At 35.1% G+C, this 21,452-nt stretch carries 16 protein-coding genes; 4 read left to right on the plus strand and 12 right to left on the minus strand.

The window, feature by feature from the left end; all coding sequences use genetic code 11:
* Positions 1-1,753: amino acid adenylation domain-containing protein (locus tag BHE19_RS00530; RefSeq protein ID WP_165607893.1), on the minus strand; the 1,753-nt coding region annotated here is incomplete at its 3' end.
* Between the two features lie 999 nt (positions 1,754-2,752).
* Here BHE19_RS00530 and BHE19_RS00535 point away from each other — a divergent pair.
* On the plus strand, positions 2,753-3,274 hold the full coding sequence (locus tag BHE19_RS00535; protein WP_123923562.1) for a hypothetical protein: 522 nt from the start codon (positions 2,753-2,755) through the stop codon (positions 3,272-3,274).
* A 215-nt stretch (positions 3,275-3,489) separates the two neighbouring features.
* Complete coding sequence (locus BHE19_RS00540) at positions 3,490-4,167, plus strand: hypothetical protein (protein WP_070905542.1); 678 nt, start codon at positions 3,490-3,492, stop codon at positions 4,165-4,167.
* 468 nt (positions 4,168-4,635) lie between these two features.
* Here BHE19_RS00540 and BHE19_RS00550 read toward each other — a convergent pair whose 3' ends face one another.
* The 11 genes from BHE19_RS00550 to BHE19_RS00600 all read right to left on the minus strand — a co-directional run bounded on the left by BHE19_RS00550 (position 4,636) and on the right by BHE19_RS00600 (position 19,334).
* Positions 4,636-5,991 carry a S41 family peptidase gene (locus tag BHE19_RS00550; protein WP_070905544.1) on the minus strand — a complete coding sequence of 452 codons (1,356 nt, stop codon included), beginning with the start codon at positions 5,989-5,991 and terminating at the stop codon, positions 4,636-4,638.
* A 56-nt stretch (positions 5,992-6,047) separates the two neighbouring features.
* A complete protein-coding gene (locus BHE19_RS00555; protein WP_233431340.1) occupies positions 6,048-6,836 on the minus strand; it encodes a hypothetical protein in 789 nt (262 codons plus the stop codon).
* Positions 6,837-6,876: 40 nt separating this feature from the next.
* Positions 6,877-7,731 (minus strand): T9SS type A sorting domain-containing protein, encoded by an 855-nt coding sequence (locus BHE19_RS00560; protein WP_070905546.1) that lies wholly within the window; start codon positions 7,729-7,731, stop codon positions 6,877-6,879.
* A 71-nt stretch (positions 7,732-7,802) separates the two neighbouring features.
* Complete coding sequence (locus BHE19_RS00565) at positions 7,803-9,101, minus strand: hypothetical protein (RefSeq protein WP_070905547.1); 1,299 nt, start codon at positions 9,099-9,101, stop codon at positions 7,803-7,805.
* Positions 9,102-9,626: 525 nt separating this feature from the next.
* Positions 9,627-12,866, minus strand: coding sequence for a TonB-dependent receptor (locus tag BHE19_RS00570; RefSeq protein ID WP_083342428.1), 3,240 nt, complete (start codon positions 12,864-12,866; stop codon positions 9,627-9,629).
* A gap of 155 nt (positions 12,867-13,021) precedes the next feature.
* Positions 13,022-13,870 carry a FecR family protein gene (locus tag BHE19_RS00575; protein WP_070905548.1) on the minus strand — a complete coding sequence of 283 codons (849 nt, stop codon included), beginning with the start codon at positions 13,868-13,870 and terminating at the stop codon, positions 13,022-13,024.
* Between the two features lie 392 nt (positions 13,871-14,262).
* Positions 14,263-14,841, minus strand: a complete 579-nt coding sequence (locus BHE19_RS00580) for an RNA polymerase sigma factor (protein ID WP_017496307.1) — start codon at positions 14,839-14,841, stop codon at positions 14,263-14,265.
* 404 nt (positions 14,842-15,245) lie between these two features.
* Positions 15,246-16,043 (minus strand): TerC family protein, encoded by a 798-nt coding sequence (locus BHE19_RS00585; protein WP_070905549.1) that lies wholly within the window; start codon positions 16,041-16,043, stop codon positions 15,246-15,248.
* Positions 16,044-16,080: 37 nt separating this feature from the next.
* Positions 16,081-17,325, minus strand: a complete 1,245-nt coding sequence (locus BHE19_RS00590) for a cation:dicarboxylate symporter family transporter (protein WP_017496309.1) — start codon at positions 17,323-17,325, stop codon at positions 16,081-16,083.
* A gap of 42 nt (positions 17,326-17,367) precedes the next feature.
* Entirely contained in the window at positions 17,368-18,660 is a 1,293-nt protein-coding gene (locus BHE19_RS00595; RefSeq protein WP_070905550.1) for a CitMHS family transporter, read from the minus strand.
* 17 nt (positions 18,661-18,677) lie between these two features.
* Positions 18,678-19,334, minus strand: coding sequence for a DUF2490 domain-containing protein (locus BHE19_RS00600; protein ID WP_017496311.1), 657 nt, complete (start codon positions 19,332-19,334; stop codon positions 18,678-18,680).
* 220 nt (positions 19,335-19,554) lie between these two features.
* Between BHE19_RS00600 and BHE19_RS00605 the strand changes: the two genes are divergently transcribed.
* Positions 19,555-20,655: a sensor histidine kinase gene (locus BHE19_RS00605; protein ID WP_070905551.1), complete on the plus strand. Its 1,101-nt coding sequence runs from the start codon at positions 19,555-19,557 to the stop codon at positions 20,653-20,655.
* Positions 20,652-21,338, plus strand: a complete 687-nt coding sequence (locus tag BHE19_RS00610; RefSeq protein WP_070905552.1) for a LytR/AlgR family response regulator transcription factor — start codon at positions 20,652-20,654, stop codon at positions 21,336-21,338. The genes BHE19_RS00605 and BHE19_RS00610 overlap by 4 nt, the downstream gene beginning before the upstream one ends.
* Positions 21,339-21,452: the final 114 nt, after the last annotated feature.

Here is a 21,452-nt window from a genome sequence, read left to right on the forward strand (position 1 = left end):
TCAAATACCCTCTGGTAACACCTGCTCCTGATACATATAGCTTTCCTGTAACTCCTATTGGCAACAGTTGTAAGGCTTCGTCTAAGATGTACACCTGAGTATTGGAGATTGGTTTGCCAATTGGAATAATAGACTTATCAAAATCTTTTTTTACTTCGTATATCGATACGCAAACAGCACATTCTGTAGGCCCGTATGCATTATAATAATCAATTCCTGATTTTACAATTGCTTTTGCTTTACCCGGATTAGCAGATTCACCGGCTGTAATGATACATCTTAGTCCAGAAATATCATTCTCTGTCAATAATCCTAAATAGCTTGGAGGAAAAGTTACAACTGATACTTTTGTATCTTTTAAAAAGTTTATAAACTGATTCTGGTCTTTAATTATTTCTTCTGTCGGAATAGATAGCGTCGCACCACTAAACAAACTCATCAGAATCTCCGATATAGAAGCGTCAAAAGAAACCGAAGCAAACCATGCGATTGTATCGCTTTCGGAAATTTCAAAAGATCTGATTTGATCTAATGCCATATTTAGGACACTCCTATGTTCTACCATTACCCCTTTTGGATGCCCTGTAGAACCTGAAGTATAAATTACATAAGCTAAATCTTCGGATGAAATGACTGCATTGATAGTATCACTGCTACTAGTATCAAAATGGATTGATTTAATAGCTATTGTTTCGCAATTATCAATAGCTAAAGTGGCATCATTAGCAATTAACAATTTTAAACCACTGTCTTTTATTAAATAATCTATTCTTTCCTGAGGATAATTGGTGTCTATAGGCAGATAAACTGCGCCTAGCTTTACTATTGCCAATAACGAAATGATTCCTGTATCTGATTTAGGCAGGAACACTCCAATTATATCTCCGTTATTTACAATATGTTTTGAAGAAATATAATGGGCAAGCTGATTTGCCTTTTCGTTTAATGTACTATAAGTTAATTCTGTTGCTCCAAATACAACGGCAACATTATTTGGTGTTTTTGCTGCTTGCTCTTCAAATAAATCTACTATTGTTTTATCTTTCGGATAAGCTACATTAGTATCATTAAAATCTACTACTACTTGGTGCTTCTCTTTTGGGGATAGTAGTGGATATTCTGATAAATTAAACGCTACATTCTGCTCTAAATTAACGATAAAATAATTCAAATGCTGAACCAGATATTCCACTATGGTTTGCTTTACAAAACCTTCTAAATAAGAAGCGTGAATTTCTATAGTATCCTCTATTTTTACATGAAACAAAATACCGTTACAATCTAACTTAGAGGCTGAATTGAAATTTATACCGTAATGAGATAAAAGACTTAAATCATCAACATTTGTTTTTTCAGCTATAAGAGCATTATTATAATCGGAATTTTTTAAGGTCTCTAAAATTTCAAGCTTTACTTTTTGAAGATATTCTTTAAATGAAATTTTTAAATCTACAGGAAATGACAGAAGTAAAGAATTGTCTTGCTCTTTATAGTTTGACACCAGATAACCATCAAATTCATGGATCAGTTTCTTTAACAAAAAAGAATAGATCGCACTTATAACTGTATATTGAGCTATTTCGTTTTTATTGGTAAGTCTATTAAAATAATCTAGTTCTTGGGCCTTAATAGTAATACAAGGAAGACTATTTTGTTGCTGTTGCAACCCAAGCACTTTTTCTCTGTTCAATATTTTTTTCTTCCAATATTTTGAAACTAAATAAATATTCTTTGATTCTATGTTTCTATCCATAAATTTCACATTCGTGTGTTTTAATCCGAACCAGTATTCCTTTCTAATGCTTATTTAACAAGCACTAAGGATGTTACAAGACTAAATTTTTCTATGTTATCCTTTTTTAATCCTTCTTATTTGCCATCCCTTATGTCTAAATCAAAAGATGACAGATTTTTCACCAAAATAGCAATAACATTTACCTAAAAATTACGGATTTTTCACATAAAAATTACGGACTTCCCTCGTAAGAGACCAACCATCCATAATTCACTCTGCTTCATTTTAATGAAAGCGCCCTGTTAAGTTCTTTTGATTTTAAGAAGTTCGAAATACATTACAACAGCGCATTGAAAGAGATATCATTTTTGCCGCAAAAGGAAAAGTCCCGATGAAAATCAGGACTTTTTGTTTCAACCTATTTTTAGCATAAACTGTTGATTGGCCTTACAAACAGAAAAAAAATACTAATTTATTAAAAATCAAGTATTTATACGCTATCTCATGATTTTATAAAAAAGTAATTTTGAAGAGTAATATTACAAAACAAAAAACTATCAGTAAGCTAATTTTTACAATACCAAGCGTAATTAGAATACGATATTCTAAAAAGTAAAATAAAAAAACACGGATTTATGGTCTTGCTTAATTCGTTTATTAGTAGAAAAAAACAATGCTGCATTACCCACTTAAACAAACCTTCCTGTAGAGGTTTTTATTACAGGGGCGGAAACTGAAAAGCCTCATGAGTAAGACAAATACCTTAGAAATGCCAGAAAGTCTGGTGGTCTGAGGTTAGTTGTTACAGGTAGTGATAAATTCTTGTAGCAATGATTGCAACCCCAAAAACAAAAAAAAATGAGCACTATTATTGATAATAACCAATTCGAGCAACATGATTATGTTATACGTGAAACACGTGGTGTTACTAATGACGGTACATGGATACACACAGAAGGAACTGATTACATCTTTTATTATAAACTAGACATATGGACTGATGAGCAAAACCGAATAATGGGAAATGCCTTCTTACGAGCCTTGCAAGTTCCAAACAAAATAAAAGATGCTGTAAAGGCAACTTCGGGGCAAACAGTGGTGGATGGTCTTTATACCCTAAATCAAGATGCTATGGTAAAAGCTTTGAATTCCATAAGAGGAATGTCACAAACTAATGTAGTACAAAGAGCATTAATTGGTAATGGTACTATACAGCAGGCAAATGAACAGCTCTTCAACGATATCCTATCAGGTGTGGGTGGTTCAGTAAACCCAATGCGCGACTATCTTAATAGAGCGATGGCGGCAACTCAGGCTGCGGCTGCGGGTAACACAACAGCTGAGAACTTTGGTACCACTATCACTCTTCTATCCTTAGTACCTGGTCTGAATATACCTACAACGTCTGTTGTATATGCAGTTTCAAAAGCTTCTTCTGCTGCTGTATTGATCAAACATAAATGCTCTAGTGATTCAACCAAATTTTCTTATAATGTAGACTATACAAAAGTTGGTTATTCCTATGTAGAACCTCTTTAGTTCAACAACAAAACTTTTTCGGAACTCCTGTTTCGTAAAGAGAAATTAATTTGTGTCAGTTTATGCACTTCTTTGAAAGGAATACTTACTCTATTCAATGGAAAAGAGTGCATAAAATGGCCAAATTTGTTTTTGCTGCAATAGAAAAAACAGTTTTCGAACAAGTTTTTAAATTACAATAAGGACCTTTTCGTACACAACAAAAAAACATACCCATGAACAAATCTATACCATATTGCATTACGCCCACCCCTGATGGCGCGTGGCTGCACACCTGTAATGAAAATTTATTGCTGGCATCGCTGTCAAAGGACACAGATAACAAAACAGAAACAATCATTCTGGAAACATTTAAGAATGCGCTCGCATTATTCGTTGAAATAAGAGCCGCTCTAAAAAAAACATGCCATACAACACCTTTTATTGGAGGATTGTATCTGGTAGACGGCACCGAAATGCAGAACGCTATGATAACTATAAATGGAATGGGGGAAACATCAGCATACTCCAGTACAAAATCGTATAGCGGTACACCCTCTGCCGTGAATTTACAATTCTTTGAAGATGTACTAGGGATTTCGAATGATAAACTAAAATACCTGGAATCAAATCTATTACGATATATGAAAATTATACAAGAAGATGCAAAACGGGTAACAGCAGAAACGATTGGCATTTTAACTTGCGTTGTAGGTTATGTTGAACTAACAGGAACAACTGTAACTACATTTACTTATGTTACCGCCACCTCAACGACCAAAGATCAATTTGACAAAATAGACTGTGGGTGTAACGATTTAGACAAGTTTAACTATGAATTCAACATAGTAAAATTTAATTATTCGCCGGTCAATTCTGTCGCAAGTAAAGTAGTAGCCAACGAAAATAACTAATTGATTCTATTCCAACGCTGTTAGAGTTTAGTATTGTTTTTATCATGCTAACCAGGTGAAATATCATTTTTTTATTTAGATAAAACCATGAGTCACATACACAAACACTCCGGCTGTGTAAAGTCTCATGGCTTTTACTTTCTATTGGAATTACTGCATTTTTCTACTTTATCTGTTTCGGCAAGCTTCAGAATTCAACTTTCTTAGATTTTTATGAAGTATGCTTCGAGTCACTATTTTTTTCTGTTCGTAATTTCTGGCACATCTTTGCAATTCAGTCAGCAGAATCATAAAACTGCTATACAAGACATCCAATTCTTCCATATTTTGACAGATCTTGATATTATCCTCTTCTTGTTTAATTACAGAATTGCTGTAACTGTTTTTATATTTATTAAAAACCTCTTCCATTCTCCGATGTTCTCTTTTATCGATACCCTGCATAATGAAGTAAAAATCGTGTTTGAATTAGTGAATTGTCATTAAGAAATCAGCGTCTGCTTCATTTGCAGATAAAGGAAACGTCTTCGCTGTTGCCAGACTATTTTTAGCAGTATTTCCGTTAATAGAATTTAAAGCTTTGGCTAATAAAACCTCAGAACTGTTTCCTAAAGGAAAAACTTCCGGCTGCTGAATTTCATCTAAGGAAATGAGCGGATCAATTCCTTTTGAATAATTGCCTTCATGTCTGGAATTAAATAATTTATATATGGCCGGATACAAAGTCCATCCTTTTTTAGTTGATATTCTATCGTCTATAAGCGGAAAACCGGCTACATCTTTACCAAAGGTCTTGTTTCCAATGGTTATAACTTCCATATAAGGTTTTAGATTATTTATAATAAGCTCTGAGGCAGATGCAGTGTGCTGACCACATAAAATATAGACTCTGTTTATGGATGGATGAGCATTTCGAAGAGCATCAAAACTTATTTTTGATTCATTGCTTTCTAAAGCCTGTTTAAAGGATTGGTCTACATTTCCACCATTCGTATTTCCTTCAAATTTTATAAAAAGAGTGTTGGATTGAATATTAGGAGCCAGAATAATACTTAAAGCTGTTGCAGCTGCGATATCTCCTCCTCCATTGTACCGCAGATCTACGACAAGTTCTGTAATTGATTTATTTTTAAGTTCCTGAAAAGTCTGAAGATACGCCTGCGCCTGTCCGGCATCAAAATGAGAAATTTCGACGTAACCAACTTTTTTGCTTTTAGCTTCAATAATAGTATAATTGATGGGTTGCGAAAAGCTATAGCCCTGCAGTATCGAAATTTCTTTTACATTAGAAAACCCTGATTGTACCGCATAAGAAACGGTCTGCAAATTCAGCTGTGTTGATGCGGTCATTTTAGTATATAATGCATCATAATTATTTTGGTTCAGTGTTGTTCCTTCTATTTTTGTGATCAGCTGACCTCTCTTTAAACCATTTCTTTTGGCAGGAGAATCTTCTAATACATACAGAATTACGCCATAAAATTTCGATTCAAATTCAAAAAAAGAAACTTCGAATCCAAATTTACGTCTGAGACTTTGCTGTGCCGTTTCCGGCTGTTCCGGATGCACAGCATACGAATATCGATCGTCTTTTTGCAGTAAACCTGCGAAATACTCTTTGGGAGAAAGATCTAAGCGGCCTTTTTCCGGCATTGTGCTGTTCCAGCGATAATATTTCTTCATCTGCTGGTACATCCACTCATTAACATACTCATTTGTACCTGCTTCATAAACCGGAGCGGGAGAATCATTATCTGAACAAGAGAATAGAAAAACAGATAAAAAAAGAAATAGCGATAAAACAGAAATAGCTGAATATTTCATTTATTGATTTTGATTGTTAGTAATGATTTTATATTCCCGCAAATGAAGATTTATTATTATTTAAAAACGAAATAATCGGTTAGGTTTAAAGTTCCTTCTACACCCGAAAAATTACCATTTGCATCTAATTTTTCTTCCAGTACAATTAATTTTGATTTATTAACAGACATGGTCATAATAACCGTTACTTTTTGTCCCGGGATATACGATTCTGTTGTACCGTGTTTTACCAATTCCATTAAAATGGTTGGAGGCGAGCTGAATGGAAATTCAATAAAAGAACTAAACTTTTCTTTATTTATATTTTCTACGGTTCCTAAAACCTGCCCGTTGATTTTGCGTATAATTCCGTCAAGATTACCTGTGTAACTATTTTTAGAATACACGTTTTGATTGGGAAAAATAAATTTATAACCGCTGTTCGCCGTTTTACTTAAAACACCTGGCTTTATACGCGAAACATTATCAATCCAGAAATTATCTTTTGCAAAAAAGGAAATGGTATCCTTAACCTTTTGTGCATTAAACTGATAGGTATGTAGTACTGCCTTAGTGTTTTTGTTTAGTATAGAAATAGTCTTTCCCTGACTGCCGAAATATACAAAGTCATACTCTTTTTCTATTTTTTTGACGAAGGCCGTTTTTTTGTCTTTATTAATTTCAATAATTTTATCGTTAACCCTTACCTGCAGTGAATCATTTAAAGCACTGTAACCGCTAATGGTTACTCTTCCCGGCTGATTGGTTTCATTGCTGTAAAAAGGCAGTTTTTCATCCGTAGAACAAGATGTTACAAGAGTAATTAAAATTAAAAAAACGAATAACTTTGGCAATAAATTCATCATGTTTGTTTTTTTGTTTGCATAATTTGATTTGAAAATCAGATTACTTTTTAATAAATTTTATTTTTTTGGAAGCTCCATTATTGTTTGCAGAAAGGAAATAAATGCCCTGCATTAAATCACTAACAGATAAACCTTCAGGCTTATAAGAAGACTCTTTTATTAAAACGCCGCTCGTATTGTAAATTTTTAAAACTGTTTCTTCATTTTTATACTCTTCTGCTATTTCTAACTCCAGATTATCCTGAACAGGATTTTGTTTTAAATAACATAAGGATGATTTTAATGTATTATCAGCTGTTCCTAATAAAGCTTCTGCCATTACTGAAATTTTATCTATTTCGTAACCAATAAAAGGGCCTGAAAGATTATTTCCTAATGCCAGATATACTTCGGCTTTGCCGGCAAACTGCGAAATATCTACCGTATAATTTTTAAATTCTGCCTCTTCAACAGTATTTCTTTCCAGAGTAATGGTATGCAAAAGCTTAAAAGAGGCGGGATCTGCGGAGGTAGAACCATAGATAGCAATATTCTGATTACTGTCGTAAATACTTGGCTGTGCTTTTATGGTCAAACTAATTTTTCCAGAGTAAAAAGAAATATTCAAAGCCGGACTAATGGCCAGATTGTTTTCTAATCCTTCAAGCGGTCCGCCTGTTTTAAAATCAATATTGTAGGTACCCAGAACATCAATAGTTCCGTCAATTACACTTCCGGTACTTGCATCCAACTGAATGTTTTTTCTGGCCATCCAGTTACTTCCATTTCCATCTCTGTCCAGTAAATTCCAGTCTGAAACATTAGAATCATCAAAATCATCTTCCCAGATTGTATATTGAGCAGATGATATCGTGGTAATCATTATAAAAGCAAAAAAAAGTAGTGTTTTTTTCATGTTTTTTATTTTAAAAATGGGCAGATTTCTCTGCCCATGCAGTATTTAATTAGTAAGCTGTTTTTTTCTAATTAGAAATTAGAAAACTTTGTCCAGGTATTCGTCCAGTTAGATTCTGTTTTAAAGGCTCCTGTTGTTCCTGTAAAGTTAAGAGCGCCATTATTAAAGAAAGGCTGGTTTAAGCTCCATTTTGTAGCCGGGTCAACAGTAGAAGTAGTTGTACCAAAACCTGTTAAAGTTGTTCCTACCGGAAGAGCAACATTATCAAATCCGTGGATTGAAACTCTTAAATAAGAAGATCCTGATGGAACTGAAGGTGAATCCCATCTAATTCCTGTGTTGTACCCCGTTACAGTTACATCTGTAAGGCTGATGTTACCAGCTCTGCGTACGTGAATGGCATTTTCATACAAATCAGCAACTGTAGAAGAGCTTACACCAATAATAGACAATTGAGAAATAACCGGACGTGTGATAATGGTAGTAAGTGTTCCGGTAGCATTGTTATCTAATTCAATACCATTAGAATCAGGATTTCCTCCGCTTAAACTGTGAGTTGAATTACTGTCTGCAAGTGCGATAGCTTTTGTGATGCTTCCTGTGTAACCAAAATCGAAATCGAAGTTGTCATCATCTGCAGCAAAAGAAACTAAATGAGTAGCGTTTACTTTACCTCCAAAAAATTCAAATGAATCATCTTTACCATAAGATACCTGAATGTGGTTAACAGTAGTTCCGTTTCCAACACCAGCCAATGTTAAACCGTTAATTTCAACATCTGTATCTAAAATACGTCCTGCAAATTCAATACGTACATAGCTTAAGATTCCCGCATTGTGGTTGTTGTTTGAACCTCCATAATAAAATTCAGTAAAATTAGACTGATCGTCTAATCCTTCAACAATGTTCGTTACAGAACCTGTATTAACCTCTGCATCTCCTAAAATAACAACTCCTCCAAAATCTCCCGGAAGAGCTGAAGTATTAGCATTGTCATCTAATAAGTTATAACTTGTAAAAACAATTGGAGATTCTGCAGTTCCCTGTGCATCAATTTGTCCCGTTTTAGTAATTACCAAAACTCCTGTAGCAACTCCAGGTGCCAAAGGTTTTGCTTTAATAAAAGTTCCTGCCTGAATAGTTAATTTTGCGCCATTTTTTACCGTAATAACTCCATCGATTTCCCAAACTCTGTCGTTTGTCCATGTTGTATTAGAGGTAATAGCACCGCTTACTGTTTGTACTGTAGCTGGATGAGCATAATCAGCACCTGAAGCTTTCATTGAAAAAGAAGAATCTGCAGTAGAATCATCATTTTGGCAAGAGCCCAAAAGTAGAGCTACCATTGCAAATAGAAAAAAATTTTTCATAATAATTTAATTATTGCTATATTTGCTGCTAATCAAACTAGGCCTTTGGAGAGAGCAGCAAAATATCTTTCCTTAGGTCTTTCTCGTTTTTGGCAAAGATCTTTTTGATAAACTTTTTCCGCTTTACCATCGGAGGTTTATACCTAAATTCCATCTTTCATTCTTAGGATTTCCAACGCAATGAAAGGATTGCTTTCCATTCTTCCTGATCTTTTGATGCAATCACTGCAGGTCTTTTTATAACGCTGTAAGTATTTAAAAGACCATACAGGGACTGCAAAAAAAAACAATAGACCTTGATTAATACTAGTGAAGAATTAAAAAATTAATCTTACTACAACTATATTAGACTTCACAAGAACAAAATATCACCACTATTTTTATTGTTAACGGTTTCTTAATATCGCGGATCTTTCTGACTTAAACCGCTCTTTTTCTCAGACAAATAAAAGTCTCTCTCCCAATTTATTTCGTGCGAAGTAATCCTTTACTCCTTCCGATAAAACTTCTTAATGAATTGTATATTTAAAATGAATAACTTAAGGAAACACTTATCGTTCTGCCGCTTTTAGCTTTAAATAATACTTTGTCAATATCTTCGTCGTATTTATTTGTGGCGTTTGCCCCTAAGCTGTATCGGTCTCGTGGATTTGACCCTACCGGCACATTTTCAATATGTGAATAACTGTTTGAATTATCGTAGGTTTTAATTGCTGCATCAAACAAGTTTTTCATACTACATTTGAATTCGAGATTTTTTTCTTTAAAAAACTTATAACTAATCTGTGCATCCGTAATGGAATAAGGCATTCTGATTTCTTCAGACTGATAATCAAATCCTACTAATATGTACTGATCTCCTATAGCATTATGTCTCACACTAAATCCTAAACGATCTCCCACGTAATCTAATCCTAAATTATAAGTATAGGGCGACTGTCCGTAAAGCGGTCTGTTTGCTTCATACAGTCCTCCTGTTCCATCAATGGCGACATAAGAGGTTACTTTAGTTCTGTTAATAGAAGCATTCCCGGAGATAAAAATATCTTTAAGGGCTTCTCCTTCCCCTAAAAATGAAAGACTTTTATACAGCTCTACTTCTACTCCCCAAAGTTTAGCATTGGCTGAATTAAGGTTATAAATGTTTCTGATTCTTGATGGATTTAAACTTCCCACTGATTCCATAGGATCGTCTATATTTTTATGGTATACCCCAAAAGATAAAATTTCACCCCCCGATGGAAACCATTCTAACTTCAAATCATAATTGTTGGAAACACTGGAAATCATTCCGCCTGAATAATTATAAATTTTGGCAGACTGAATAGGATCATAATAAGGAATACTCAAACGTTCTGCAAATTGAGGACGCAAAACTGATTTATTATATCCCAACCTGATATTCAGTTTATTGGTAGGACTTACAACCAAACTTGCCGATGGCAGAAACTGCCACAACTTATCGTCTTTTTGATCTTTTCCAAAATCTCCGGCTGCTTCAGACTGGCTTTCAATTTCGGTATACAAATAGCTTTCTGCTCTTACTCCCCACACTAATCTTATATAACGTCCAATTTTATCATCGAGCATTAAAAAGGGCGAGTGTACTTTTACATCACCTACGTATCTGTTACCGTATACGCCATAATCCTGCCATCCAAAACCTCCATAATGGTATCTTGAACCGTCTAAAAATTTGGAAAGAGGTTCATAAATTTCCGCTTTATCCGCACCTGTACCCATTACGACTACCTTTGCCGATTCCTGCTGGTTGGTAGCTTTTTTATAGGTCCCAAAATATCCCGCTTTTATATCATTGGTGTACGTATCGCTAAAGTCAAAAGAGTACTTAAAATTTATTGCGAAATTATAATCTGTTTCATCATTTGTAAAGTTACTTCTGCTGAAAGGAAATCTTGTTTCTGAGTTGTATACATAGTGATAAAGTAAAGTGTCATCACCCACTTTTTTTCTGTAGGTATCCAAAAAAGTAGCGTCTTTAGTATCTTTTGAAACGGTGTTATACGCTCCAAACCAATTGATATCCAGCTTACCAAACTTATGACTCCCTTCTAATTTGCTTTGCAGCAAGGTCTGATAAACGGGATAATCTGTTTCTGAAGTAGAAGGAAGTATCGATCCATTCATAATTTCAGATATGGCATCACTGTCACTCCATCCTGTTACCTGAGTAAGCTGATTGTTGTAAATGTGCATCACTGTATTACGTGCCGTTATTTTATGATTGCCAAACTGAATTCCCGCATTAAACATTCCTGCCAAAGTTGAATTAAACGTATAGTTGGCTCCTGAATTTCTGAATCCGTATTTTGTAAACGTTGAATACAATGCTTTATCCGTCTCCGGAACAAAAAGTGAATTATCGGCATTACTTGCTCTTTGTGTATGCTCAATATCCAGTTTATCCTGAGTATTTTTAAAAAATAGCGATCCTACAAAACCCCACTTGTTATTGTCTTTTAATTTATACGCTCTTCCCATCGCGTATTGAAGTGTTGTTCCCGGAGCGGCATAAGTTTTATAAGTAGTAAAATTGTCTGCTGTAAACCTCTTAGACTGTTCTATAAAAAGCCCGGAATCAGCTTCATTTGTTGGTATTGGTAAGGCTGTCAAATTCGTTGGATAATCTCTTCTCCCATCATCAAAACCTAAATAATCATAAGCACCTTCCTGCTTAGTAAGTCTTTCTTTAAAAGTACTTCTGCTGTTGTATGAAGTACTAATCGAGAAACTATTAAAATTTTCTTTAGGAATATCTTTTGTTTTAATTTCTACATAACCTCCCGCAAAATTGGCATACATATCCGGAGTTGCTGATTTACTGACTACGATACTTTCCACCATTGAGGTTGGAATAATATCAAAAGAAAAGTTTTGCTGATAAGCATCGGTACTGGGAAGTGTAATTCCGTCCATAACGGCCTGATTCCATCTTTCTCCCATAGAACGAACTACAACATATTTATTATCGATGGTGGTTACACCTGTAATCCGTTTTAGTGAACTTGCTACATCTCTGTCCGGTGTTCTCGCAATTTGTTCTGCTGAGATACCATCAGAGAACTGTGCTGCTTTTTTTTGCTGTAACAGTAATCCCTGAATTGAAGCTGTTGCCTGTTTGTAATTTTGCACAATTACAACTTCTTTGAGTGACTGAGCGGCTTCTTTTAAGGAAACAACCAAAGGTGTTTCTCCTCCTTCCGTTATTTTTACACCTGTAATTTTCTGTGTTTGAAAAGAGATAGCGCTGATTTCAATCGTATATTCTCCAGGTTCTAATTCTAAAATATAATTACCATCGATATCAGACTGTACTCCGTAATTTAACTCCATTACTTTTATGTTAACTCCCGGAAGTGAAAGTCCATTGGTATCTACAACTTTACCTGTAATTTTTCCTTTCTTTTTTTTTTTGTCCGCATCCTTACTATTTACGGCTATATTGTTTTCGTTTCTTCTAAAATTTAAGTTGGTCATTTTTTGTAAATCACTTAAAATTTCATCGATGGAAACATTGTCTTTTTTTAGTGTTATAAGAGGCAGACTAAGATCTAAATCCTTTTGATAGATAAATTGGTAAGGTGTACGTGATTTTAAATTCTCGATAATTTTTTGAGGCGAAGAATTTTTAAAATCAACTGATACAGTTCCGGTTTGCGAATAAATAGTATTTGTTCCGAGAAAAACTCCAAAAAATAAAATCCATAAGACAAAAGAAAACTGCCTGGAAAAATCATTGTTCATAATTGATAATTATTAGTTTATTAGAATTTGTTTTTGAATATGATGTACGTGTTAAATCTTTTAAGTTTGGGCATAAAAATCCCCGGCTGCTTATAAACCTTATTTTTCAAAAGTTATAGGCTGCAAAAAATCGCATTAAAATGGTGTATTCTTTTTTACCTGCTGATCAAATAGGTATTATTACCGGTAGGTCTGATTTTTATTTCTAAGGCAAATGCAACAGTCTGCAGCATTTCATAAATCCCCTGCCTGCTGTCGAGTGTACCCTGAATGGTGAGGTTTTTTAAATCCTCTTCTAAATAATTTACCTTAAAATCATTTTCTTCTTTTAATTTATTTAAAACCTGCTCCAGAGTCAATCCGTCAACATACAGTAATGCTTTTTTCCATTCAGGTTCCAGCATGTCTGTCTTTTCTTTTTTTACGGTAGAAGATACCACAGTATAGACTGCTTTATCTCCTCTTAGCAACAATACCGTATTTGTTTCACCTTCAACTTTTACTTTTCCGGTTCTGACATTTACCTCAGGCTGTTTTTCATTGTAGGCTTTAATGTTGAATGAAGTTCCTAAAACGGTTGTTTTTATAACTCCTGAGGTAATTACAAATGGTCTTGAAGGATCCCGTTTTACCTCAAAAAAAGCTTCTCCTTTTAAGCTCACATTTCTTTCGTTATCTGAAAAATGTTCCGGGTATTCCAGTTGAGAGTTTTGATTCAGCCATACCCTTGTTCCGTCAGACAAACTTATAAGTCGGATATCATTTTTAAATGTAATTGTTGAAGTAATTTCAATATCTGTTTTTTTATGTAAATCGAAAAAATGAAAGCTTCCAATTGAAATTACAAATACAGCACAGGCCACAGCCATCCAGTTATACAGTCTTTTATATTTATCAATCGTAACCCTGCGTATATTGTTCCACATTCTTGCCTCAATATTGTCAGGAAGTATACCACGGTTGGGGATCACATTCCATTCTTCTTTCATTCTTTTGGATTTCATTCGAGTTAACATTTAATATTTGAAATTTACGTACAGCTATCAATTCAACTACATTAGATTCTCACTTTGGCAAATATCACGGAGCAGTATTACTATTAACGTTTTCTTAATCTGAATAAAGATTTAACAACAAGAGTTTAGAACAAAATCAATCCGCAAATACCTTCAAAAGGTTTACATAATCCACCGGATGCAATTATTTTTAAATCCATAGAAGCATCGATTTAACGCTCTCATAAAAGGCATTTCTCTTATTGTAAACACACAAAGACTACTATAAGTAAGAAACCTGTTTCTTTTTATATTCTTTTATGGGCGTAAAGCCAATGTGTCTGTGTACTAAGTGATTTTTTTATCAATTACCCCCAACGGGTTTTATCTTCTGAATGTATCTACAATACTAATTCTGTCTGATATACAAAGAATAAAGCAAACCAATAGAGTTCATGATTATGGACAGAGTTTTTCTTAAGAAATTGTAAGGTTTTAGAAATTTGGTTGGCAACCGCCCCCGGAGACATCTCCATTTCTTCGGCTATCTCCTTATAACTGCGGTCTTCAAACTTGTGCAGGCTGAATATTTTTCTTCTTTTAGCAGGGATTTTATCCAATAGGTATTCAATTCTTTCCATCTGTAAACTCACTTCTTCTTCAGACTGTGTTTTACTATCCAATTCCAGAATCAGGGCATTATCTTCAACCGAAAAGATTCGGTTTTGCTTTTTATACCATCTGGAAATTTCCTGCTTAGAACTCTTAAACAGAACAGCTTCAAGACTTACCTGAGGATCTAATTTGGTACGATATTTCCAAAGATGAATAAAAACATTCTGTGTTACATCTTCTGAATCTGCTAATTGTGAGGTGTATTTTTTAACAAAACAAAATACTTTAAAATGGTATAAATCATATATTTCTTTAAAGCATGAATCATCACCAGCACGTAACCTTATAATTAAATTAGAACTCATAATAAAAATTTCAACTGTTAAAGAAGACCCTTACAAATGTATGATAAACCTCAATTGTTAATTTTTGAATTCTGTCATTTAATAATTTGTTAATATTGTGACATTCACAACATGACGTCGCTGCTTTAGGTTAGTTATAAATCTGCATTTAATTATTTCGAAATGAAATACTGATGAAAATATAAAACCGGAATTCTTTGCTTTTATTTAAATTATTAGGCGCTGGAGAGTAATTCAATAAATAGTTTCTACCGGATTATGGACCTGAAAGTGTAATGTTGATCCTGCTTTGTCTGCAATTGAAGAAAGTTTTGCAGTCTATGTAGTTTTAGTCGTCATTACGCCGCAAAGAGTAACTTTGCGGCGTAATGATAGACTTTATCTGTTATACTTTATAATGAAATTTATCTCATAACAGATTTAGTTTTCTTTGGAAAATCAAAAAAGGTACTGGTAAGTATGGGCACAAAAAATATGGCAACGGTAAGGGCCGAGATCCCAATATCTGCGGCATGGCTGCCTAAGAATTTACTGAATGCTGTTTCAGGATAAAAATGTTCGTATAAAGACAACGCCAGCTTGATCCCTAAAATAGCAATTACTACAAAAGCTGCGGTTTCTAAAAACTTGTATTTTTCTAAAAGATTCACAAACCTCTGTGCTATAAAACGCATCGCCAGTATCCCTATAAATACTCCAATACATACCAATATGATATTTGGTGTAAAGGCTACCGCTGCAAATACATTATCTATTGAAAAAGCCATATCCATAAGCTCCACAAGGCAAACTGTAGCCCAAAAATGACCTATCGTATTCACTGTAAGACGATACAACCAGTTCCCCTCCTTATTTACTTTTTCCTCTTCACTGCCTTCTTTTTGCTTGTCTTTGTACCAGGAATATACTAGATAGAGCAAATAAAGTCCGCCAATAGGTTTAAGCCACCAAATAGCAATAAGTGCCGAAGCAAATACCATTGCAATACCTCTAAAAATATAAGCGCCCCAAATACCGTATTTAAGCGCACGCTCACGCTGGTTTTCCGGTAAATCCATTACCATTGTAGCCAGTACGGCTGCATTGTCTACAGAGAGTAGACTCTCAATGAGAATAAGGTTTCCAATAATTGCCAGTGATGTACCCGGATGCGCAATAATATCTTGCCAAAGGCTATTAAAAGTAGTAATCAAATCAGTCATATTTATTATTTTAAAGTATGGTGCCTTAATGGCTTATTTATTTTGTTATGGAAAGGTCTATTTCTGGATTGGGTTCAAAGTCATTTTCATATTTCGAAAGGAGTATAACGGCCGCCCCATTGCCTATAAAATTAGTTATAGTACGGGCTTCGTTCATAAACTTATCAATACTGAAAAGCAGTGCCAAGCCTTCTAAAGGGAATTTATTGAGTGTTGTAAACGTTATGGTTAGTGCTACAAAACCGGATCCCGGTATTCCCGATGCTACTTTTGAGGTCACCATGATAACCAACCCTATAGTGATGATATCGCGAAACGTAAGCGGAATGTTAAACAACTGAGCAACAAACAACGTACATATAGGCAAAAATATAGACGCCCCTGCAAGGTTAAAAGAATAACCCAGTGGTATTGAAAGGCCTACGACAGCTTTACCACACCCCGCCTGTTCCAGCTTTGCAACAATCAAAGGAAACACTGTTCTGGATGATGATGTACTAAAAACAATAAGCAGTTCTTCTTTAATATAGTTGAGAAACTTCCAAAGGCTGATGTTGTAATAACGCAGCAAAAGTCCCAATACTATAAATACAAAAGATGCCATTGTGATGTAAGTCGTAGCCAGCAGTTTTCCCAAAGGCAAAAGACTATGTATACCAAATCGCGATACTGCATAAGCCATTCCGCCAAAAGCCGCAACCGGTATAAGTAAAAACAGATACAGGAGTACGCTATAGAGAAAGGTCATAATTTTTTGCAAGATCCCTACATACTTTGCTCTGCCTGGCGAAAGGCTAAGCAAAACACCTGTTACAACAGCCAACAGCAGCAATACCAAGGGACGGTTAAGCACTATAAAATTAAACCAGCCGCTATCAAGTGATTCGGTAGCTGTAAAATGTTTGGGCAGAGTTACGTCTATGAGTCTTTTTTCGATCTTGCCGGGCTCTATAAACAACGCTGCCATTATCCCCATGATCATGGCAATAGTCGTTATTATTTCAAAATAAACGAATGCCTTAAGCCCTACACGACCCACTTTTTTAAGATTGCCAATACTGCTTACCCCTATAATAATCGTTAAAAATATGATGGGCTGTATAAGGGGTTCAATAAGATATAAAAATCCACTGCCTAAAAAATCCAATTGAATACCCTTTTCAGGATAATAGTGTCCTACAGCAATTCCCAACAGCAATGCTATAGTAACATAAGCTGCTAGATTTTTCAAATACTTTTGTGGTATTCTGCTGCTTTCCGGATATTGTGGTGTGGTATTCATCTTTTTAAACCTTACTCATTAAGTTGCTCTACAAAGGTAGTTTTAAAAAGTTATTAACCCGATAAGCAATGCTGCAATGAGCATGGCAAGTGATGAACCCAAAGCCCATTTTATAGTAAATTTTACGTGATCAGAAAACTCAACTCCGGCCAATCCTACTAAAAGATAAGTAGAAGGTACCAGCGGACTTAACAAATGAACTCCCTGACCTATAAGTGATGCCGCTCCTATTTCTAATTTTGTAGCCCCCAAATGTAATCCTGTTTCGGTAATCAGTGGGAGTATCCCAAAATAGTAAGCATCGTTACTCAAGAAGAAGGTCAACGGTGCACTGCTTACCGCTGTTAGCACAGGAAAAGCATTTCCCCAGGTATCCGGTACCACCGATATCATCGAAGCTGCCATAGCATCCATCATTCCTGTACCGGAAAGTATGCCGGTAAAAATACCTGCTGCAAATATCATTGATGCTACAGAAAGGGCATTGCCTGCATGTAATTTTAGTACTTTTTGCTGTTCATCGACTTTGGGATAATTGATGATCAGTGCAATACAAAATGCAATCATAAAGGAAACGGCCAGCGGCAATACATCAAACATCATTGAAGCCAACAGTAGTATGGTAAGCAGCAGATTAAACCATATGAGACCTGGCCTTTTTAGCTCGCGCTCTATTACAGTTTCTTCCTCGTTTATCAGATGCTTGTTCATATCTCCTTCACGGGCAATCCTCTTTTTTTCGCGGAGACCAAGCCAGAATGCTGCAAATATTACCCAAAGTACACCACCTGCCATGACCGGTATCATTGGCATAAACAGTTCTGACGCATCCATTTTAAGGGTAGTCATCGCACGTGCCGTAGGTCCGCCCCAAGGCAGTATGTTCATTACCCCGCCACCAAGCATTATAATGCACGAGAGTACAAGCGGATTCATACCCAGCTTTTTATATAAGGGTAACATTGCTGCTACAACGATCATATAGGTAGTTGCACCATCGCCATCAAGCGAAACCAATACCGTTAGAAAAGCTGTTCCTAAAGCTATTTTAACCGGGTCACCTTTTACAAACTTTAATATCAGGTTTACCAACGGATCAAATAGCCCTGCATCAATCATGATACTGAAAAACAGTATCCCAAAAATGAGCATGATGCCGGTTGGAGCAATATTTTTTACACCCTCCATGATTATCGAGCCTAGATCAGCTGTAAAGCCACCAAAAATGGCAAAAAGTATAGGGATAAGTATGAGCGCTGTTAACGGAAACAAACGTTTGGTCATGATCAGGTACATAAATACAATGATCATTGAGAATCCTAAAATTGTAAGCATGACGGTATATTTTAAGTTTAATTATTTTCTGTTTTTGACGACCAGTCAAATGAGTTTCTATAGCCCGCCAACACATAATTACTGGTATCGTCCGGACTAACCTGATTGACAAATGAAAGTTCTATGGCTGATTGTTTACCCACATTAATCCCTAATCCGGCAGTGATCCTGTTGCTGTCAAATTGTTCCGTCTTTACTACATTCATCCTGATTTCATTTTTCAGAATACCGTATAATAAATTCTTCCCTCCTTCTTTACCCAATGGAATTTTTAACGATAGGAGATAACGCAATCTTACTACAAAATCATCCGGGTTGGTTAAGAAACGTTCTTCGACACGATAACGGTGTAATAAGGTAGTACGGCCAATTTTATTTTTGATTGTTAACTGCTGAAACGGCCTGTTTTCATAACGCAGCTTTTTATCGGTATCGCTTGTATAGGGCTGAAGTACCAAAAACATATACCCTACAGCCGGATAAAGATCATGATCTAACTTTCTTTCCAGGTAGGTCGAAACTAAAAAAAGACGTGAATCCATTACTAAATCGTATGCCCGATATTGAGAAAGCGCCGTAAAGCTGTACTTTTCGCTTAATTTTGCGGACATTGTATATTGCAGCCACATGTTAAAATTATCTTGTTGCGCTACTGCTTTCGTAGAAAAAATCATTAAAAAAAACAGGATTGATATATATTTTCTATACATTTTGATAAATCGTTAATTTATTTGTCTGAAGTAAAAGTATACGATTGATTTTTTCAAAAAAGTAATTTTCAACGAACGACTCATTTAATAAACAAACAACGCAAAGTGCCTGTTTTAAAATAATGATATTTGTATTTTTAATGATATAATTTTAAAGGGTGAATAATTTTTAACACAAAAAAGTATGGTTTTACTAATAAACATCATTATCCTCCTTGTAGCTTTCCGATTACTGTTTGAACAAAAGATTATAGGCAGTCTCATGAAAAAACAATGGACCAACCTTATCCGATTTCAACACGTCCTGTTTTTTGTGATATACACCACCTTTCTGGTAATTTCGACACTTTATTTTACCGAAATGCCTTTTGCGTTGTATAGAATACTTTTTATTATGGCGGTTAACACGGTATTATATTTTGTTTGTTATTCCTATTTAGTTCCCGCCTATTACCAAACCAATAAGTATCCTGAATACCTGCTATATGCACTGATATTATTTATATCAACAACGTTGTTAAGACTGCTTGTTGAACCTGAATTTTCTCAAGAGAGCGATGCAGTACAAGACCAGACATTGTTTTTGATCAGTGTATACAGTTCACAGAGTATCGTAATTTTAGTTGCTTCTTTTTTAGGAATATCAAGACATAAGTTCTTAATCGAATATGACTATCTCGACCTTGAGGTGAAAAAAAATGAGACCGACCTCAACCTCATGAAGTCAAAAATAAACCCTCACTTTTTACTCAACACCCTTAATAACATTTACGCGGGCAGTTACAATCAGCATGGTAATACAACCGAAGCAATACTACAACTAAGCCAGCTGCTGCAATATGTTATATACGAAACCGATAAAAAAACTATTGCCATACACAAAGAGTTCGAAATGATGAAGGCTCTCGCAGGTTTGTACCAACTCAAGTACAATAATACACTGAACATCGTATTTGAACTAAATGATAGTGAAGTACAGGAACAGGTAGAGGTTCCTCCTTCTATATATTTTACACTTTTTGAAAATGCACTTAAACATTCCGGTATTGGAGCGGATAAAGAAGCCTATATTAAGGTGAACTTTGATAAGGTTGATGATACCTTCGTATTCAGGATAGAAAATTCTGTACCGGACAAGATTCACTTTAATAACCATAACGGATATAACGGAATGGGGCTCGTTGCACTGAAAAAAATCCTCACCATGAAATATGCAGAAAATTATCAATTGTTTGACGAATTATTAAATAAGACGTACTTTTCTACTCTCAAAATTAAATTATGAAACAATTGCAGGCTGTGGGCGTAGATGACGAATACCTTGCGCTGGAGCTAATAAGAAACTACTGTGCCAATACTGATGGTGTCAACCTGCTCGCTACCTTTAGCAATCCACAGGAAGCCATCACTTTTTTACAGCAAAATGAAGTTGACTTACTTATCCTTGACATTAATATGCCCGGTATCAACGGCATAGAGTTGCTGCAAAATACACCCAACAAGCCACTCTGCATTTTCATAACCGCTGAAGAACAACATGCAGCCAAAGCATTTGAACTTGATGTAGTAGATTATCTTATAAAACCTATAAGTATTGAACGTTTCGAAAAAGCCATTACAAAGGCCAAAGAATACCACCATTTTATAAAGTCTAAAGACATTGCCGAGGACTATATTATGTTTAAATCAGATTATATTGTAAACAAAGTCAAGCTGGATGATATTTTTTGGATAGAAGGTTTTGGCGAATACCTTAAAATTGTATCCCGCTACAAAAACCACATGGTATTGGAACGCATGGCAAAGTTTGAAGAAATGCACCGTCACCTGGGTTTTATCAGAATACATAAGTCGTATTTGGTTTTAAAAAGCCACGTAAAATCATTCAATTCACGCATGGTACAGCTCAGAGATGGCAGAGAGTTGCCAATAGGCCGAACTTATAAGGACAATCTTAAAGAAATTTAATTACTGCTTTGTAGTATTCTAATATTTCTGCATTTATCGCAACATACAATTCGAATCCTGCTCTCACCATGAAAACAAAAGAAAAACTTCTAACTAATTTACAGCTTTTCAATC

Origin of the sequence: Flavobacterium tructae (genome assembly GCF_001853485.1) — a bacterium.
Lineage (GTDB): Bacteria > Bacteroidota > Bacteroidia > Flavobacteriales > Flavobacteriaceae > Flavobacterium > Flavobacterium tructae.

Coding starts and splice junctions, on each gene's coding strand:
- BHE19_RS00535 (WP_123923562.1), top strand. CDS start 2,753: ATGGGAAATGCCTTCTTACGAGCCTTGCAAGTTCCAAACAAAATAAAA.
- BHE19_RS00540 (WP_070905542.1), top strand. CDS start 3,490: ATGAACAAATCTATACCATATTGCATTACGCCCACCCCTGATGGCGCG.
- BHE19_RS00550 (WP_070905544.1), bottom strand. CDS start 5,991: ATGAAATATTCAGCTATTTCTGTTTTATCGCTATTTCTTTTTTTATCT.
- BHE19_RS00555 (WP_233431340.1), bottom strand. CDS start 6,836: ATGATGAATTTATTGCCAAAGTTATTCGTTTTTTTAATTTTAATTACT.
- BHE19_RS00560 (WP_070905546.1), bottom strand. CDS start 7,731: ATGAAAAAAACACTACTTTTTTTTGCTTTTATAATGATTACCACGATA.
- BHE19_RS00565 (WP_070905547.1), bottom strand. CDS start 9,101: ATGAAAAATTTTTTTCTATTTGCAATGGTAGCTCTACTTTTGGGCTCT.
- BHE19_RS00570 (WP_083342428.1), bottom strand. CDS start 12,866: ATGAACAATGATTTTTCCAGGCAGTTTTCTTTTGTCTTATGGATTTTA.
- BHE19_RS00575 (WP_070905548.1), bottom strand. CDS start 13,870: ATGAAATCCAAAAGAATGAAAGAAGAATGGAATGTGATCCCCAACCGT.
- BHE19_RS00580 (WP_017496307.1), bottom strand. CDS start 14,841: ATGAGTTCTAATTTAATTATAAGGTTACGTGCTGGTGATGATTCATGC.
- BHE19_RS00585 (WP_070905549.1), bottom strand. CDS start 16,043: ATGACTGATTTGATTACTACTTTTAATAGCCTTTGGCAAGATATTATT.
- BHE19_RS00590 (WP_017496309.1), bottom strand. CDS start 17,325: ATGAATACCACACCACAATATCCGGAAAGCAGCAGAATACCACAAAAG.
- BHE19_RS00595 (WP_070905550.1), bottom strand. CDS start 18,660: ATGCTTACAATTTTAGGATTCTCAATGATCATTGTATTTATGTACCTG.
- BHE19_RS00600 (WP_017496311.1), bottom strand. CDS start 19,334: ATGATTTTTTCTACGAAAGCAGTAGCGCAACAAGATAATTTTAACATG.
- BHE19_RS00605 (WP_070905551.1), top strand. CDS start 19,555: ATGGTTTTACTAATAAACATCATTATCCTCCTTGTAGCTTTCCGATTA.
- BHE19_RS00610 (WP_070905552.1), top strand. CDS start 20,652: ATGAAACAATTGCAGGCTGTGGGCGTAGATGACGAATACCTTGCGCTG.